Annotated in this window: 17 protein-coding genes and 1 pseudogene; 10 read left to right on the forward strand and 8 right to left on the reverse strand. The window is 68.3% G+C overall.

Annotated features, from left to right (window positions below):
* Nucleotides 1–47: 47 nt before the first annotated feature.
* From AB0J87_RS26180 to AB0J87_RS26195, 4 genes are all read left to right on the forward strand, one after another.
* On the forward strand, nt 48–476 hold the full coding sequence (locus AB0J87_RS26180; RefSeq protein WP_363969152.1) for an Hsp20/alpha crystallin family protein: 429 nt from the start codon (nt 48–50) through the stop codon (nt 474–476).
* A 65-nt stretch (nt 477–541) separates the two neighbouring features.
* Nucleotides 542–832, forward strand: coding sequence for a MerR family transcriptional regulator (locus AB0J87_RS26185; RefSeq protein ID WP_363969154.1), 291 nt, complete (start codon nt 542–544; stop codon nt 830–832).
* Nucleotides 833–849: 17 nt separating this feature from the next.
* Nucleotides 850–1,332 carry a general stress protein gene (locus tag AB0J87_RS26190; protein WP_363969156.1) on the forward strand — a complete coding sequence of 161 codons (483 nt, stop codon included), beginning with the start codon at nt 850–852 and terminating at the stop codon, nt 1,330–1,332.
* A 635-nt stretch (nt 1,333–1,967) separates the two neighbouring features.
* Nucleotides 1,968–2,543, forward strand: a complete 576-nt coding sequence (locus AB0J87_RS26195) for a dihydrofolate reductase family protein (RefSeq protein ID WP_363969158.1) — start codon at nt 1,968–1,970, stop codon at nt 2,541–2,543.
* A 579-nt stretch (nt 2,544–3,122) separates the two neighbouring features.
* Here the strand turns inward: AB0J87_RS26195 and AB0J87_RS26200 are convergent.
* A complete protein-coding gene (locus AB0J87_RS26200; RefSeq protein ID WP_363969160.1) occupies nt 3,123–3,395 on the reverse strand; it encodes a hypothetical protein in 273 nt (90 codons plus the stop codon).
* Between the two features lie 34 nt (nt 3,396–3,429).
* Between AB0J87_RS26200 and AB0J87_RS26205 the strand changes: the two genes are divergently transcribed.
* On the forward strand, nt 3,430–4,422 hold the full coding sequence (locus AB0J87_RS26205; RefSeq protein WP_363969162.1) for a carboxylesterase family protein: 993 nt from the start codon (nt 3,430–3,432) through the stop codon (nt 4,420–4,422).
* Nucleotides 4,423–4,518: 96 nt separating this feature from the next.
* On the opposite strand, the gene AB0J87_RS26210 is transcribed toward AB0J87_RS26205, so the two are convergent.
* From AB0J87_RS26210 to AB0J87_RS26220, 3 genes are read right to left on the reverse strand one after another with little or no spacing between them, the layout of a single operon-like run.
* Nucleotides 4,519–7,275 (reverse strand): bifunctional YncE family protein/alkaline phosphatase family protein, encoded by a 2,757-nt coding sequence (locus AB0J87_RS26210; protein ID WP_363969164.1) that lies wholly within the window; start codon nt 7,273–7,275, stop codon nt 4,519–4,521.
* 6 nt (nt 7,276–7,281) lie between these two features.
* The gene (locus AB0J87_RS26215) at nt 7,282–8,631 is read right to left on the reverse strand and encodes an ABC transporter permease (RefSeq protein ID WP_363969165.1); all 1,350 of its coding nucleotides are present in this window, start codon (nt 8,629–8,631) and stop codon (nt 7,282–7,284) included.
* Nucleotides 8,628–9,542 carry an ABC transporter ATP-binding protein gene (locus AB0J87_RS26220; RefSeq protein WP_355208400.1) on the reverse strand — a complete coding sequence of 305 codons (915 nt, stop codon included), beginning with the start codon at nt 9,540–9,542 and terminating at the stop codon, nt 8,628–8,630. Before AB0J87_RS26220 ends, AB0J87_RS26215 begins: the two co-directional genes overlap by 4 nt.
* Nucleotides 9,543–9,747: 205 nt before the next feature.
* On the opposite strand from AB0J87_RS26220, the gene AB0J87_RS26225 reads away from it, so the two are divergent.
* Nucleotides 9,748–9,906: a hypothetical protein gene (locus AB0J87_RS26225; protein WP_363969167.1), complete on the forward strand. Its 159-nt coding sequence runs from the start codon at nt 9,748–9,750 to the stop codon at nt 9,904–9,906.
* A gap of 135 nt (nt 9,907–10,041) precedes the next feature.
* Here the strand turns inward: AB0J87_RS26225 and AB0J87_RS26230 are convergent.
* From AB0J87_RS26230 to AB0J87_RS26240, 3 genes and pseudogenes are all read right to left on the reverse strand, one after another.
* Nucleotides 10,042–10,206 (reverse strand): annotated as a pseudogene (locus AB0J87_RS26230) (LLM class flavin-dependent oxidoreductase); the annotation flags it as partial.
* 406 nt (nt 10,207–10,612) lie between these two features.
* Nucleotides 10,613–11,503 (reverse strand): peptidase inhibitor family I36 protein, encoded by an 891-nt coding sequence (locus tag AB0J87_RS26235; protein ID WP_363969169.1) that lies wholly within the window; start codon nt 11,501–11,503, stop codon nt 10,613–10,615.
* Nucleotides 11,504–11,545: 42 nt separating this feature from the next.
* Nucleotides 11,546–12,586, reverse strand: a complete 1,041-nt coding sequence (locus AB0J87_RS26240) for a peptidoglycan-binding domain-containing protein (RefSeq protein WP_363970116.1) — start codon at nt 12,584–12,586, stop codon at nt 11,546–11,548.
* A gap of 326 nt (nt 12,587–12,912) precedes the next feature.
* Between AB0J87_RS26240 and AB0J87_RS26245 the strand changes: the two genes are divergently transcribed.
* The 4 genes from AB0J87_RS26245 to AB0J87_RS26260 all read left to right on the forward strand — a co-directional run bounded on the left by AB0J87_RS26245 (nt 12,913) and on the right by AB0J87_RS26260 (nt 14,209).
* Nucleotides 12,913–13,050: a hypothetical protein gene (locus tag AB0J87_RS26245; protein WP_363969171.1), complete on the forward strand. Its 138-nt coding sequence runs from the start codon at nt 12,913–12,915 to the stop codon at nt 13,048–13,050.
* A gap of 132 nt (nt 13,051–13,182) precedes the next feature.
* On the forward strand, nt 13,183–13,323 hold the full coding sequence (locus AB0J87_RS26250) for a hypothetical protein (RefSeq protein WP_363969173.1): 141 nt from the start codon (nt 13,183–13,185) through the stop codon (nt 13,321–13,323).
* A gap of 9 nt (nt 13,324–13,332) precedes the next feature.
* A complete protein-coding gene (locus tag AB0J87_RS26255) occupies nt 13,333–13,461 on the forward strand; it encodes a hypothetical protein (RefSeq protein WP_363969175.1) in 129 nt (42 codons plus the stop codon).
* A gap of 82 nt (nt 13,462–13,543) precedes the next feature.
* Nucleotides 13,544–14,209: an alpha/beta hydrolase gene (locus AB0J87_RS26260; RefSeq protein ID WP_363969177.1), complete on the forward strand. Its 666-nt coding sequence runs from the start codon at nt 13,544–13,546 to the stop codon at nt 14,207–14,209.
* Between the two features lie 234 nt (nt 14,210–14,443).
* Here the strand turns inward: AB0J87_RS26260 and AB0J87_RS26265 are convergent, their stop codons facing one another.
* Entirely contained in the window at nt 14,444–14,902 is a 459-nt protein-coding gene (locus AB0J87_RS26265; RefSeq protein WP_363969179.1) for a hypothetical protein, read from the reverse strand.

Genomic DNA, 14,902 nt, shown 5'->3' on the forward strand with positions numbered 1-14,902 from the left:
ACCAAGTTGGAGGTTTCTTCTCGGAGAGCTCGCGAAGGGAGCTGGACATGCTGCTCACGTCCCTCGACCCGTTCATCCAGGAGTTCGAGCGCCAGTTCGACCAGCTGGCCCGCCGGACCTTCGGCACCGGCACCCTCATGCCGATGGACGGCCTGCGCCGCGACGACGACGTGCTACTGACGTTCGACCTGCCCGGCATCGACCCCGAGTCCATCGAGGTCACCGTCGACCGCGGAGTGCTGAGCGTCAGCGCTCGCCGCGAGGAGGAGATCCCCGAGGGCGAGCGGGTCTTCGTCCGCGAACGCCCCATGGGCACCTTCACCCGCCGCGTCTACCTGTCGGAGTACCTCGACAGCGACAAGATCGACGCTGGGTACGCCAACGGCGTGCTGAAGGTCCGCATCCCCGTGCTCGAGCGGGCCAAGCCCCGCAAGGTCGAGATCCAGCAGGGCGGCGCCAAGGCCATCCGGGCCTGATACGCACGTCCATGGCAAGGGCGGGTGCCGACGGGCCCGCCCTTGCCATTCGAGAGGAGGTCCGGATGGCCGGCATGCCGTTCGACGATGAGCACGCCCCGCTGTACTCCCTGGGTCAGGTCGCGGAGATGCTGCAGGTGCAGCAGGCCTTCCTGCGCCGGCTCGACCAGCACGACGTGGTCAGCCCGCACCGCTCATCCGGCGGGCAGCGCCGCTACTCCCGCCACGACATCGGGCTGCTGCAGCACGTCACCACGATGACCGGCCAGGGAATGACGCTCAACGCCATCCGCCGCATCCTCGAACTGGAGCAGGAAGTCCGCGAACTGCGTGCGGCCCTGAAACGACTCACCTAGAAAGGAGGCACCCTGCCATGATCGAGACCGCTCCGGCGATCGCATCTGCGGCCGCGGGCGGCGACCGGCCGGTGGTCGGCTCCTACAACACCTGCGAACAGGCCCGTGAGGCGGTCGCCTTCCTGGCCGACAACGGTATTCCGGCGCACCGAGTGGGCATCGTCGGGGAGAACCTGCGCCTGATGGAGAACATTCTGGGCCGGATGACCACTCCCCGTGCGGCGGGCATGGGCGCTGCGCTCGGCGCCTGGTTCGGCCTGCCTTCCAGCCTGATGGTCCTACTGGTCGCGGGCCCGTGGGCGGCGCTGCTGGCGGGGATGGCCTTCGGCGCGCTGCTCGGCGCCGCCTTCGGCGTGACCGCGTGCTGGGCCGCGCGCGGCCGAGGCGACCTGATGACCAACCAGGCGCTGGTAGCCGCCCGCTACGCTGTCGTGGCCGACGTGGCCATCGCCGACGACGCGCGCAACCTCTTGATCAAGCACGGCTGGCGCACCGGCTGAGCCGGCAGGCGCCTCCCTGCCGACGTCCGTGCCTCATCGGGCCCCGGCGAGACATCGTACGCGGGAACAGCCCGTCCGGGGCTGTTCCCGCCGGCGTGCAGAATCTCCCACACCGTGGAGGCCGCGATCCTGTGGCCCAGGCGGGCCAACTCGCCTTGGATCCGCCGATGCCCCCAGGTCGGATTCTCCCGCGCCATTCCGCACGATCAGTGCCCTGACCGGCCGGCGGCTGCCCGGTTCAGCACCGTGCCTTACACGCCTGACAAGATCATATCGCTCTGGCCTGCGAGAAAGGGCTAAGAACCCAAGATAACGATTGGACACGCGAGCCCGACGACAACCGCCCGCTACGACCGCCGCCCTGCCGCGACCCGGCGAGCCGCCGTGGCGCGGCTCCACATTCCCCGACCCGAGGACCTGGAGGTGTGCAAGGCACCCGGACACGCCAGCTCGGCCACCGGATCCACGCCTACCAGAATGGCGTACGTCAGTGACCGTTCCGTAGCGGCTCAGTGCTCAGCATGGATGTCCAGATGTGTGCCGTCCGCCAGACTGGCGGCACACGGTCGAACAAGGAGGTCACGATGCACAACCGCGACCGTGTTTCCGGATGCGACAGAGAGAGGGCGTGACTTATGGCACAGGTGATCTGTGACATGTCCATCTCGCTCGACGGGTACGTCACCGGCCCGAACGACAGCCGTGAGAACCCGTTCGGCGACGGTGCCTGGATGCTGCACAAGTGGATGTCCGCCCAGGCGACCGACGAGGATCGGGCCATCCTGGAGCAGGTGATCGAAGACTGGGGTGCCGTGGTGATGGGCCGCAAGTCGTTTGAGAAGAACGAGGGGGAGGGCGGCTGGGGCGCGGGTGGCCCGATGGGTGATGTCCCGTGCTTTGTGGTCACTCACCACAAGCCGACCAGGTCGTACCCGCCTGTGTTCACCTTCGTCACCGACGGAGTGGCCAGCGCGATCGAGCAGGCCAGGAAAGCGGCGGGAGACAAGGTCGTCGGGCTGCACGGCGCGACCGTCATGCAGCAGGCGCTCCCGCTCGGGCTGGTCGACGAAATCCGCGTCCATGTGGTCCCGGTCCTGGTCGGCGGCGGTACGCCGTTGTTCGGCACGCTCGACTCCTCGATCACCCTCGAACGCACCCAGGTGATGGCGACCCCGGCGGCGACCCACCTCTCCTACCGCGTCGTCCGCTGACCGCGAGGAACGATGGGGTGGTTCAAGGAGACCACCAAGTCGATCGCGAGCACGATGCCCAGGGGCCATGACAGACGAAAAGGGCATCGTGCGGTGGACGTCACCCACGAGCATCGCCTGCACGGGCCATCGGCCCGCCAGCGGTCTGGCGACGGTGTTGCGGCTCACCTTGAACTTCGCCGCGATCTCACGACCCGGCAACCCCAGCTCGGGACGCATGGCGAATCTCCAGTGTCCCCTTGTCGACCCGGAACTCCAAGAGCTGCAGCGAGCCGCCACTCCTGGTGAGTTCAGTGCCCCATCAGGGCAGCGCCACGCGGTTGGATCCGCTGCTGCTCGGTGTTGATGAGCGGGCGGTCGGGCGTCCCGCAGCCAGCGCGAGCGGGCCGCGCGGCAGGTAGTGGCTCTGAGGCTGTGCGGGCCAGCTATGCCATGTTGGTGAGGTTGGGAGCCACCTCGGTGGTCGCGGTGGGAGTATCGGTGCGCCACTCCAAGCGAGGGAGCGCCGGTGACGCGGGCGATGTCCAGGGCCAAGCTCTACACGCCCCCTTCACCGGTGCGCACCGCGCCGTGAGGCCGTCAGGCCGTCCTGGTGGCGGGCACAGTGCCGGGCTCGCCGTCAGACCACTCAACTATGCTGTAGGCGAAGTGGCGGCCGTGGTGGCCGGGATATCCCACGCACTGCCACCACGACCCGAGATACTTCCTCTCCTCTGACCGTGTGGCGTCCCATGCCAGTCTCAGCGCTTTGCAATTCTCGTCGTTGCTTTCCGCAAGAATCGACTGCGTCGCGAAGAGGCCTATAGCGCCCAGAGCAGAGTAGGCGACTGCGATGGCCACCGTCTCATCCACCTCATAATTCTGGGTTTGTTCGGAGGCGGTCTTCTTGACGTGGTTATTCTCGTCTTCAGTCAGGTACATTCCCTATGCCGCACCACCGACCGGGGCCCTGCGTCGGCAGCCGCCGCAGCCCGCGTCGGCCTGGAAAGACGGCAGCCGCGCGGCCCCGCGCTGCCCGCAGAACGGCAACCCCGCCGACTCCAATCCAGTCGGCACCGCCGAGGACTGCCTCTACCTGAACGTCACCGCTCCCCGGACCGCGTCCGGCAGACGGCTGCCGGTCATGGTCTGGCTGCACGGCGGCGGCTTCACCCAGGGGTCCGGCGGCGACTACGACGCCCAACGGCTGGCCCGCCCGGGCGCGGTCGTCGTGACCGTGAACTACCGGCCGGGCGTCTTCGGCTTCCTCGGCCACCGGGGGCTGGCCGGCTCGGGCGCGTTCGGCCTGCTCGACCAGCAGGCCGCGCTGGTCTGGGTACGGCACAACGCCGCGGCCTTCGGTGACCCGCACAACGTCACGCTGTTCGGCGAGTCCGCCGGTGCCTTCAGCACCTGCGCCCAGCTGACCTCACCCGCAGCGACAGGGTTGTTCGACAAGGCGATCACCCAGAACGGTGGCTGCTCGATGCGCCAGCTGGGCATCGACCCCGCCGGAGGAGACACGATCTGGCCGTCCCCGGCAGGCCGGCGAGCGCATCGCCGCAGCTGTCGCCGAGCCGGTCGCATGCACGGACGCGACGCGGACGATGCCCTGCCTGCGCCGCGTGCCCACCTCACGACTGCTCACCACGCAGCAGAGGGTGCCCGCCACCTGGGCACCCTCCTACGGAACGGACACACTGCCGCAGGAGCCGGGCAGTTCCCTGCGCACCGCCTTCGGCCGGGCCGCGAAGCGGGTGTCGGCAAGGTATCCGGCCGGCGCCCACGGCTCGCCTTCCCTGGCATGGGCGGCCATCGCCACCGACCGCGGCTGGACCTGCCCGACCCTCGCGGGCAACCGCCTCTTCGCCCGCAAGACCGCCGTCTATCAGTACGCTGACGCTCCTGGGAGACCTGGCGACAGCCCTGCTTGTCTTTGGGGCCGAAGCCGTACCCGCCGCTGCGGGTGGGCAAGGCTGTCGCCGTTCGGCGTAGGTCAACCGTCGCGTTCGGGTGATGGCAGGAAGCCGCCTGGTACCTCGACCGGGGTGAGGATTCTGGTCTCGCCCGGGTAGGGGGTGTCCCAGTTGTGTGCCTGGTACCAGGTGAAGTGGTCCATGAGCGCGGGACTGGCGTAGTCGGGGATCGCCTTCGGCCCGGTGAAGTGCTGGTCCTTCTGCCAGGCAGTCCACTTGTCGATGGCGTCCTGCTTGTCGGAGGACACAGCAGTCGCCGCGGTGGGGGTCCCACTGTCGTTGCCGCAGGCCGGTGGGGTCGCCAGGCCGTCGGTGAGCGGCACCTGGTTGGGCACGACGTTGAACGGGGTGTAGTTGGCCTTCTTGGTGAAGGCCCGGCTCATCGGGGTGGCGGCGCTGTCCTTCTGGTTCATCGGCTGGATCCCGAGGATCTGCTCGATGGTGCGGATCACGGTGATCTGCGTGTAGTAGGTGCTGTCCACCTTGCCGTGCTGCGCCCAGGGGCTGATGATCTGCACGGGTCCGCGAGCGCCGTCGACGTGGTCGACGCCGTTCTGCGTGTCGTCCTCGATCACGAAGATCGCGGACTCCTGCCAGTACGGGCTGTGCGAGATGGTGTCGACGATCCTGCCGGTGGCCAGGTCGCTGTCGGCGACCGAGGCCACCGAGTTCGGCGGTCCGCCGGTGTGGTCGCTGGACAGCCACATCATGTTGAGGTTGGCGGGGCCGTTGGTCTGGAAGTCGCGCTTCCAGATCTCGTACCGGTAGACGTCGGGGATGTTCAGGTCGTACTTCGGATACTCGTGCACCGTGACCGCATTGAGCGACGGGATCGGCGACTGGGTGTCGGTCTTCATGGTGGTGTCCTGGCCGGTGGCCGCCATGTTCTTGGCATCGCAGTAGAAACCCTGCCACGTCGCGCCCGGAGGAACGGTCTCGAACATGGTGAACTCGCCGAAGTTGCGCACCGTCTTGCCTGCGGCCTGGGCGCCGGTCCACAGGAAGCCGGACCGCTGGTGGCCGAGCGCGTCGTCCTCGGTGTCGTAGCTGCGCTGGTACAGCCCGGCGCTGGACTCGGTGTACTCGGGGTTGTCCGCCTGCATGAGCCAGTTGTGGCCCTCGGCGGAGTTGGTGCCGATGGAGTAGGTGTTGTCGTAGAGGCCGAACTGGCGGACCATGGCGTGCTGGTTCGGCGTGACCTTCTCGCCGAACTGCGCCAGCGACGGGTCGCCGTTGCCGCGCGGATCGTCGCCGAACAGCTGGTCGTAGGTCCGGTTCTCCTTGACGATCAGCCAGACGTACTTGATCGTCGAGGGGTCGCCCAGGCGCTTGGGGACGGGGACGGGATGCTGCTTGTTCGCCTCGGTCTGCCTGACATCGTGCTTGCCCCAGCCGTTCTGGGCGAAAACCGTGGCCGTGGACCTGGCGATCGCCCGGTCGTCGGGCAGCCTGAAGCGGAGCAGCGTGCCGGTGGAGTCGTGGGTGTTGTGGCCGGTCGCCGGGACGGTGCCCGGCCCCTTGTCGATGGTGCGGGTCGGGCCGCGCTCGCCGATGCCGCGCATGTTGGTGACGATCACCTCGTCCCCGACGGTGGTCACCTCCGCCGGGTAGTAATCCATCGGGAGCAGGCCGACGTACCTGACGGGCTCCTGCGGGCGAGTGTAGCGGTAGACGGCGACCGCGTTGGCCCGGCCGAGAGTGACGAGCAGGTGACCGTCCCTGGTCAGGGTCACCCCGCTGGGGGCGTAGCCGACCTGCGACTGCGGCCACGGCTGGGTGGCGATCGTCTGGACGACCCGGTCGCGGGCGGTGTCGATGACCGAGACCGTGTCGTCGAAGGTGTTGGTGACGAACAGGGCGCCGCCGGCGGCGTGCAGCGCGGTCGGGTGCAGTCCCACGTCGATGGAGGTGACCGCGGCCGCGGGATCGGCGATGTTGATCACGCTGACGGTGCCGGTGGTGGTCGCGCCGGTGACGAGGTTGGCAGGCACCTGGGTGCCGTAGGAGTTCATCGTCGCCTCGCCGGGCTTGGCCGGGCGGCCCCCCTCGTTGCTGACGTACAGCTTGCCGCCGACCATGGCCAGGCCACGTGGCGCCGTGCCCACTGTCCAGCTCCGCTGGATCGCGCCGGTGGCCGCGTCCATGGCCACGACGCGGTTCTGGCCGTTGACGGCGACGTACACAGTCGTGCCGTCGGTGGAGAAGACCGCCTGTGCGGGCAGCGCCTTCATGGCGCCCTGCGCGGCGATGGTGATGAACGTCGGTTGACCCAGGGTTCCATCGGCGTTGACCGGGAAGCGGTTGAAGCCGTTGATCTGCGGCAACCACAGGGTCTTACCGTCGGGAGAGTACGCGGGACCTTCCTGGCCGACGTCGTTGCCGGAGATGCGCACCCCGGCGGTCGTGGCGGTGCCCGCCTGCTGCAGCACCTTGTACGCCCGCAGGTCGACGATGGTCAGCGCGATCGAGCGGTCGTTGGTGAGGGCGGCGAGGAAGCGGCCGTCCGGACTGATGGTCGAGGCCAGCAGTTTGCCGTTGTCCACGAGCAGGCGGCGGCCGATCGACTTCACGATCTGGTCACTGGCGAGCTGCAGGCCGTCCTTGTACGTGGTGCCGACCAGGTTGGAGTCGAACCCCTCGGTGGAGGCGTAGGCCATGCCGCCGCCGGTGACGGCGATGGCCACGGAGCCCGCGACTGCGACGCGGGCCCGGCGGCTGGAACGCCACGCCAAGAGCCGGCGGTGGCTCTTGGTGATGCGCTGACGTGTGACGTGCATGGTTCATCAGCCCTTCACGGTGCTTGTGAGCAGATCGATGTTCACGTCGAACTGCCACAGGGGGTTGGGAGCGTCCCCGATGGGAGTGCGGACCTGGAAATAGCCGTTGACCTCTTTGGGGCCGTCACCGTCTGCGATGAAGCGGCCGTCCGAGGTGATGTCGAGCTGGTAGATGGCGTTGCCGAGGGCTGTGGCGCCCGGCAGGTGCCAGGACACGACGCACCGCCAGTCGTTGCCCGGCCCTTCGTCCGCGACCCGCGAGCCGCCCTTGTCGCAGGAGGCAGATGCCTGGAGCTGTGCCTCGGTGACGTCGGGGCGGCCGAGCTCGCGGGTTTGCAGACGGTAGAGGTGGGCGAAGGCCGTGCCGAGCGAGTCCTGCACCTTGGCCTGCTCAATACCCGAGCCGGTGGCCGGGGTCGCCACGACGATCACGCCGTAGGCGAGGACGGTCAGCGCGGTCAGCGGCAGGACCCCGGACAGGATGTTCCTGGCCGACCCGTCGTAGTTCAGGTCGGTGAAGTCCCGGCGCAGGAACAGCCGGTACGCCAGGGCGGTGGCGACAACCGCCCAGGCCAGACTCACCGCCAGGCCGATGAGGAGGGGGCCGGTCTGCACAGGGGCGGTGAAGAGTCCGCGCCAGGCCAGGAAGCCCTCGCTCGGCAGCGCCAGCCGTACCGCCGCGGGCAGCGGGAGCAACTGCGCGAGCTGGAGCACCAGGGCAAGCAGCGCGGGCATCAGCAGGCCCATGGGAGAGCGGCCGAGGACGATCGAGCCGAGGAGACCGACCGCGGCGAACGCGAGCGTGGGCGCCAGCGCGCAGGCCCAGGCGAGCAGGACCGTGCTTGCCGCGTCCCCCGGGGCGATGATGCGGCCGTCCAGGCCGACGAGCTGCCCGTTGCCGACGGCGGCCAGACCGCCCGCGATGCCGGAGGCGGTCAGCCCGATCACCAGGAGCAGGATGACGGTGAGGCTGGCCAAGCTCTTGGCCACGAAGATGCGGCGCGGGGACCGTACGGCCACCAGCAGGTGGCGCCAGGTGCCGAGCCGGTCCTCCACGGCGAACACGTCGCCGGCGACCAGCGAGGTCAGCAGCGGGAGCGCCCACGTGCAGGCGAAGTCCAGGACGACCAGTGATCCCGCCCAGCCGGTGGCGTTCATCCAGCGGCCGAAGACCGTGTCGGTGGGGAGTGAGCTCTGCAGGCTCACCACGGCCACGAACGCCGCGGGGCCGAGCCAGCAGACCAGGAGCAGCAGCCGGATCCGCCATTGGGAGAGCAGCTTGACCAGCTCGAACCGGTAACCGTTCCGTAAGGGAGCGGGGCTGGCGGCCCGGGGTTCTGCGACAGTCGCTGTCATGAAGGGTCCGTTTCCGTGAGCCTCAGGAAGGCGGCCTCGAGCGGTGGCACCACCGGTCCCAGCTCCCTGAGCGCGACCCCGGCTGTCACCAGGCGGGCGATCAACTCGTCCAGGGAGGACGTCGATCCGTGCACGACGACGTCGGTGTTCTGGCCCGGCACGAGGCGGAGCCCGGGCGTCTGCGCCGCGTGCTCCCTGGCGGCATCGGGGTCGGTGGTGACCAGCCGATAGTCCAGGTCGCCGCTCTCCGCGGCCAACTTGCTTACCGGACCGGAGAACACGGCCCGCCCGGTGGCGAGGATGGTCACCTCCGAACACAGCGCGGCCAGGTCGTCCATCCGATGGCTGGATAGGACCACCGCGGTTCCGTCGGCGGCCAGCGCGCTGATGACCCGGTGAACGTGCCGCTTGCCGGCGGGATCGAGGCCGTTGGCCGGTTCGTCCAGGACGAGCAGCCGCGGCCGGGTGAGCAGCGCGGCGGCCAGCCCCAGCCGCTGACGCATGCCCAGCGAGAAGCCACGGACCCGGTCGTCGGCGACGTCGGTGAGCCCGACCTGCTCCAGCGCCTCACTCGCGTCGACGGCGCTCTCCCGCAGCGAGGCCAGCGCCGTCAGGTTCTGGCGAGCCGTGAGCGAGGGATACAGCCCAGGCCCGTCGACGAAACCCGCAACACCATCGGGTACGGCCAGCGTCCGCCCCACCGGCGCACCGAGGATCTCCAGTCTGCCGCCGTCGGCGACCGTCAGGCCGAGCAGCAGGCCAAGGAGCGTGGTCTTCCCCGCGCCGTTGGGCCCGACGAGCCCGTGGATCTGCCCACCCATCACGAAGAGGTCGACATGGTCAAGGGCCAGCACTTCGCCGAAGGTCTTGATGATCCCGCGTGCCCGGACCGCGGGGGGAATCGCCGCCATGTCGGTCCCCTTTGCTTGATTCCCCAACCCGGGCAATCTAAAGATCGTGATTTACCCGGAGCTGACGAACAGCCAAACTCTGCGTAAACCACTGGACCAGCCCTTATTTCAGGACTTTGGCGGCTAGGGACTGACTAGGCCTCGAGGATGGCGCCGTCCCGGCGAGCGACATCGAGCACGCCGTGGGCGCCGGTGACCTGGCGGGGTGCTCGGCCGTGCCAACGGGCTGTGGCTGCACGTGTGGCGGTGCGCCGTACGCCGCGACGACTTTGCCGGTCTCGCCCGGCTGGCGTCCCTGTGGGTGGCATATGCTCCCCCGCACCTGCCCGCCCAGTTCGTCTCGACCTCGCCGATCCAGTTCTGACGCCAAGGGAGACGCCCCGGCCGCGGTGCCAGTCGGACATGCCTTCTAGGAAAACGTCCTCCTCGGTGACGTAACGGAAGGCCCAGCTGGTGTCGCACGGAAGGTTGTCCGCCGTCAGCGTCAAATGGCTGAAGGTCAACGCCAGCCGATCGCGGGGGCGACGTGGGTCAGGACCGATTCGAGGAGATGGGCGTTGTAGTCCACGCCGAGCTGGCTGGGCACCGTCAGCAGCAGCGTGTCGGCCGCGGCGATCGCCTCGTCGGCGGCCAGTTCCTTGACAAGGACGTCGGGCTCGGCGGCCTGATGCAGGCCATCGACACCCAGCTGACCGGACAGCCATTGCGGGCAATCGTGTCGCTGACACCCGGCGGGCTGGATGCCGACTTCGAGCCACCACTGATAACCCTGGCGCTCGGGACCCCCGGGGTGCATCTGTTCACCGATGCCATCAATCCGGGCCGGCAACCTGACACCCCAACTGGCCCGCCTCGGAGCGGCCGTCGAGCAACTGTCCGCGACACACTGCCGATTCTCATGACCGCAGAAACTCGTCGGGGCCATCGTGACGGCCAACCGTCGCGGCCGGCGGCCGCGACGGGCAGTGCGGTGGCGAGGGCCATGCCGCCGAGCGCAATCGCGATGGTGAGCCGCGCGTGCAGTCGTGCAGTTCTGGCGGGCATCCTGACATTCGAGAGACTGCAGTGCGCTATCGGATGTTGTAGCCCTGGGAAGTCCAGAACGAGGTCGGGTTCGGGTTTTCCAGCCTCGGGTCGTTGACGCTCTTGGCCGCGAGCGTCCGCTGACCAAGGCGCATCTCGACGTGTGTGTGGGCGTTCGAACCGGACGACACCCCGCGCCACGATTCGGTGGCGATGACCTGGCCGCGGCTGACCTGCTGGCCCTGGCTCAAGGAGGACGACGGAGCGGTGTGCAGGTAGATCACCGTCTTGTCCAGCGCGGCGTTGTAAATGGCGATCGTGGAAAGCCCCCGGCCGCCGGTCGCCCCGCGCACGACATTGATGACCTTGCCGCTCACCAGGGAGTGGACTTGCGCGCCCAGGCCGCGAGCGAAGTCGATGCCCTCGTGCCGGCCGGAGATGTGTTTGTAGCCGTCGAAGCCGACGACGAGCCGGCCTCTGGCCTGATACAGCGCGTACGACATGTCCACGCGGGCTGGGGTCGACGGGCTGAACTGGTGTGAGGCGTTCTGATTCTTGAGAATGGAGTTGAGGTTGCCTTTGGCGCCTGGCGGGAAGTCCTGATATTCGCCAGCGTGGTTGCTGTTGTAGTAGACGCGGACGGTGGTGCCGGTGCGGTTCCAGGCGGAGGCAGCGGCATTCTTGACGCATTGGCCTTGGCCGTTGCCAGGTCCCTTGAAGTCGTAACAGGACGGCTGCTTGGTGCCGTAGTCGGCGACGGATCCGGTGAAGTCCGAGATGGATCCTTGGTTGCCGCTGTTGAAGTAGTAGCAGAATTCGCCGCTGTCGCACACGCCGTCACGGCCGGCGGCCGCGACGGGCGGCGCGGTGGCGAGGACTGTGCCGCCGAGCGCCATCGTGACGGTCGCGGTGGTGAGGGTCCTGCTGAGCGTTCTCATGGTTTCTCTTTCTGCTTGCGGATCGCGGGTTGTGCAGGGGAGTCAGCGGCGCTGGTACTCCTCCCAGGTGCGGATGGTGACCTTCGGGCCGTCGTCGGGGCCGCGGTTGGCGAGCCCGTTCAGGCCGAGGTAGTAGTCACCGATCTGGTGCTGCGCCTGGCTGGAAAGGTCGGTGTCGCTGATGGCGGCTGCATGGATGTGCCACGGCCAGTTGCCTTGATCGGGGCTGCGCACCCATGCCGCGAAGCCGACCTGACGCAGCGCGCGGACGATCGCGGTGCGGGTGGCGGAGCTCATTTGCTTGACCGAGATGTCCACGACGCCGCCGCCGTCGTGGGTGCCCGCGGACGTGGGGTCGCCGCCAGGGTTGTACGACCCCTGCTCGAGCACGAGTTCGCGGCCGAGCAGCCGCTTCGCCTCGCCCAGCATGCTCCGCGTGCGGGTGTTGAGGACGAAACGGCCGCTGGACACCCGGCCGCCGGGGTCGACGATGTGGGTGAGTGCGAAGCGGCCGGCTCCGAGCCTGGGGAGCGACGCCTTACCCGGCAGGCCGTTGGCATCGAGACCGGTGTAGCCGAGCGACTTCTGGAACTTCGCGTAGGCGGCGACTGTCGCGGTGCCGAAGTAGCCGTCCACCCATTTCGCGTCGAGCAGTTGCCGGTCACGCAGCGCCCGCTCGACGAGGAGCACGCCGGCCTTCGCGCCTGGGGTCAGCGTGTCGTCAGGTCGCCGCGGGTCGATCTGGGCTGCCTTGACAGTGGCTTCCATGTTCACGCTGGGGAGCGCCGCAGCCTGGTGCACGAAGGTGTCGTCGTCATGGGAGGGCCGGCGGCAGCCGGACAGTGTGCAGCTCGGGCCCATCCGCGGCGCCTCGATCGCCTTCTGCGGAAGCACCTCGAAGCGGGCGCTGTAACCGTCGGCATCGACGTCGGCCCGGTGCTTGAACGAGGTCCTCGTGTAGCCTTCCGGGCTTTCGGCGGCGACCGGCAGTTCGGCGACGGCGTTCCGGAGCAGTGGCCCGGCGTGTTCGACATGTGACCCGGCAGCGGCCGGGGCCGAACCGGCAGCGATGGCCGCGGCCACTGCCAAGATCGCGCTGCCGGTTGTTGCCAAAGTGGGGCGTCCAGCCACGAGCGTGATCCTCCAGTATCGATCAATCGCTCTAAGTAAGCGATCACTCGCGCTAAGTAATCATGCTGAGTCGTGACTGCATCACTGGCGGCATGGTGACAGCCACCTGGCCTGTCGACCTTCGGGGCATTTGAACCCAGCAGCGGGCCCGCTGCTTGACGTCTTGCGCCCAGGTCGGTCACCGAGAGGACCCGGCTGCCACATCACCTCTATTGGCACTTTTAGTAAATAAAGCAATACTTAGAGCGAGCATCGAGATCTTCGCATCCCGTTCGGCGATGGCGACCAGGAAAGGAATCCGCGCCGGCGCCGCGGTCGCCGGGGTGCTGCTGTCTGGCTGCCTGCTGGCGGGCTCACCCGCGCTGGTCTCGCCCGCGTCCGCCGACAGCGTCGCCGCCCGGTTCACCACGGCGTAGCCGGACTGGCGGCCCGGGCAGAGCACCCGCTCCGCCACCGTCGCGCTGGCCTTCCAGCAGAACGGGAACCTCGTCCTGGTCCATCGGAGCACCGGGAAAGCGCTGTGGGCGTCAGGCACCCGAGACCGGGGCGTGGTCCGGCTGGTGTGGACCAACACCGGGTTCATCCGGCTCAAGAACGCCGCCGGCAACGACGTTTGCACCATCGTCAAGCTCAAGCCCGCCTCCGGCGGGCACGCGAGCATCCAAGACGACGGCAACTTCGTCTTCTAAAGCCAAAGGGTGTCCAGGCTGATGTGGTCGCCCCAGCTATCCGTGCGCGCCGCCGCCGGAGCGGGCCTGCTGTTCGCCGCGGCCGCGCTGACCAGGAAGATCGCGCTGCCGCTGCTGCTGCTCGTCGTGCTCGTGTGATTCTGTCGATGAGCAAGGGAGCCAGATGTCGGCGAGTTTGGGCGCCATTTGAAGATCAGCGGCCTGAAAGTGTCGATGAGTTTTGACGCCAGTACTTGGATCTCGACTGCCTTACACTCACGTCCATGACCGTGGCCTTGATCAAATTGGGTGTGGGTACGCAGCTACGGGGCATTCGTTCGGAACCAATCTGGTCGGCTATTTCTTGCTGGCCCATCCCGAGCGCGTGGCCGGACTGATTCAGATTGCCGGGCCGTTTCTGGATCCTTGGCGGGAAGCCGACCGAGCAGCACAGCGAGCACGACGCACTGATGACCAGCAGATCAAGCTCGATGAACTGGATGCGCGCGAATCGCGCACAGAAGCCGAGGAGACCGAATACCTCACACTGGCGTGGTCTACTGACCACGCCGACCGAACTCGGGCCTGGGAATGGGCGCTGGCATCAGCCCGCACGCTACGGCCTATCAACTACGCGATGAACGCCCAGCTCAACGCGGCCAAGAAGGCTGATCCTCTCGAATCACACGTGGACGAACTTCGCGAGCGCCTGCCGTCCGGCGCGGTGATCATCGGCGGAGCTGGCGACAGCCGCCCCGCTGATGCCCTACGACGCCTCGGGGCACGCCTCAACTGCGAGGTCATCATCGTCCCGGATGCGGGGCACCATCCGTGGCTGGAGGCACCGGACCAGTTCGGTGCGGCGTTCCGTGCTGCAGTGGAGGAGCAGACCCGAAGGGCTAGCTGACGGGCCAACGCCCACCTATGCCAGACACGCCCGGGGCTCAGTGCAGGAAGGCATCGGGCACAGCGCGACTGTCGCCCGGCCGGCGTCGATGTGCTCGCCGTCCTGCGTGACCAGCTCGAACGGCCCTCGTAGCAGCAGCGGGCCGTCCGCGCACGGAGTCGCGGTCACCACTTTCCCTCATCCGCCTCACCTGCCCACAACGCGGTCCCGCTACCGTCGCGTCGAAGCTGTGACCTAGCCGGCCACGACGAGGGCCTGGGGTGCGGCCTGTTTCATGCGCGTGCGCAACCACAGGAGCTGGGTGGCGGTCTCGGCCTCACATCGCGCGACGGCCCGTACCAGCTGCTCGTCGCGCGCCCCTTGCGCCGCCTGCCCGATCAGGGTCCACGCCACGTCGCATTCGGCCGCCATCAGGTACAGGTCGTGCAGGTCGCGCAGCAGGCCGAGACCGCCCTCACGGGTGCCGGTGAACAGGGCCGAGTGCAGCCGCTGAGGTTCGTCGGGGGCGTGCTCGGCGTAACGTTCGACGAACGGCGCCAGCTCGGTCTCATGGTCGTCGCACTGTTCGGCCAGGCGATGGCACAGGCGGAAGACGTCCGCCTCGTCCTGGTGCCCGTCCGCCACGTCGCGAAGGGCGCCGGCCAGTTCCCGCTCCGATCGGTGCAGGAGCCCGAGGTAGTGGGCGAGGAACAC

This window comes from Nonomuraea sp. NPDC049625 (genome assembly GCF_040675285.1).
In the GTDB taxonomy this organism is placed as follows: domain Bacteria; phylum Actinomycetota; class Actinomycetes; order Streptosporangiales; family Streptosporangiaceae; genus Nonomuraea; species Nonomuraea angiospora_A.

Excerpts from the sequence above, each read along its gene's own strand:
- AB0J87_RS26180 (WP_363969152.1), top strand. The coding sequence starts at position 48 with ATGCTGCTCACGTCCCTCGACCCGTTCATCCAGGAGTTCGAGCGCCAG.
- AB0J87_RS26185 (WP_363969154.1), top strand. The coding sequence starts at position 542 with ATGGCCGGCATGCCGTTCGACGATGAGCACGCCCCGCTGTACTCCCTG.
- AB0J87_RS26190 (WP_363969156.1), top strand. The coding sequence starts at position 850 with ATGATCGAGACCGCTCCGGCGATCGCATCTGCGGCCGCGGGCGGCGAC.
- AB0J87_RS26195 (WP_363969158.1), top strand. The coding sequence starts at position 1,968 with ATGGCACAGGTGATCTGTGACATGTCCATCTCGCTCGACGGGTACGTC.
- AB0J87_RS26210 (WP_363969164.1), bottom strand. The coding sequence starts at position 7,275 with ATGCACGTCACACGTCAGCGCATCACCAAGAGCCACCGCCGGCTCTTG.
- AB0J87_RS26215 (WP_363969165.1), bottom strand. The coding sequence starts at position 8,631 with ATGACAGCGACTGTCGCAGAACCCCGGGCCGCCAGCCCCGCTCCCTTA.
- AB0J87_RS26220 (WP_355208400.1), bottom strand. The coding sequence starts at position 9,542 with ATGGCGGCGATTCCCCCCGCGGTCCGGGCACGCGGGATCATCAAGACC.
- AB0J87_RS26235 (WP_363969169.1), bottom strand. The coding sequence starts at position 11,503 with ATGAGAACGCTCAGCAGGACCCTCACCACCGCGACCGTCACGATGGCG.
- AB0J87_RS26245 (WP_363969171.1), top strand. The coding sequence starts at position 12,913 with ATGGCGACCAGGAAAGGAATCCGCGCCGGCGCCGCGGTCGCCGGGGTG.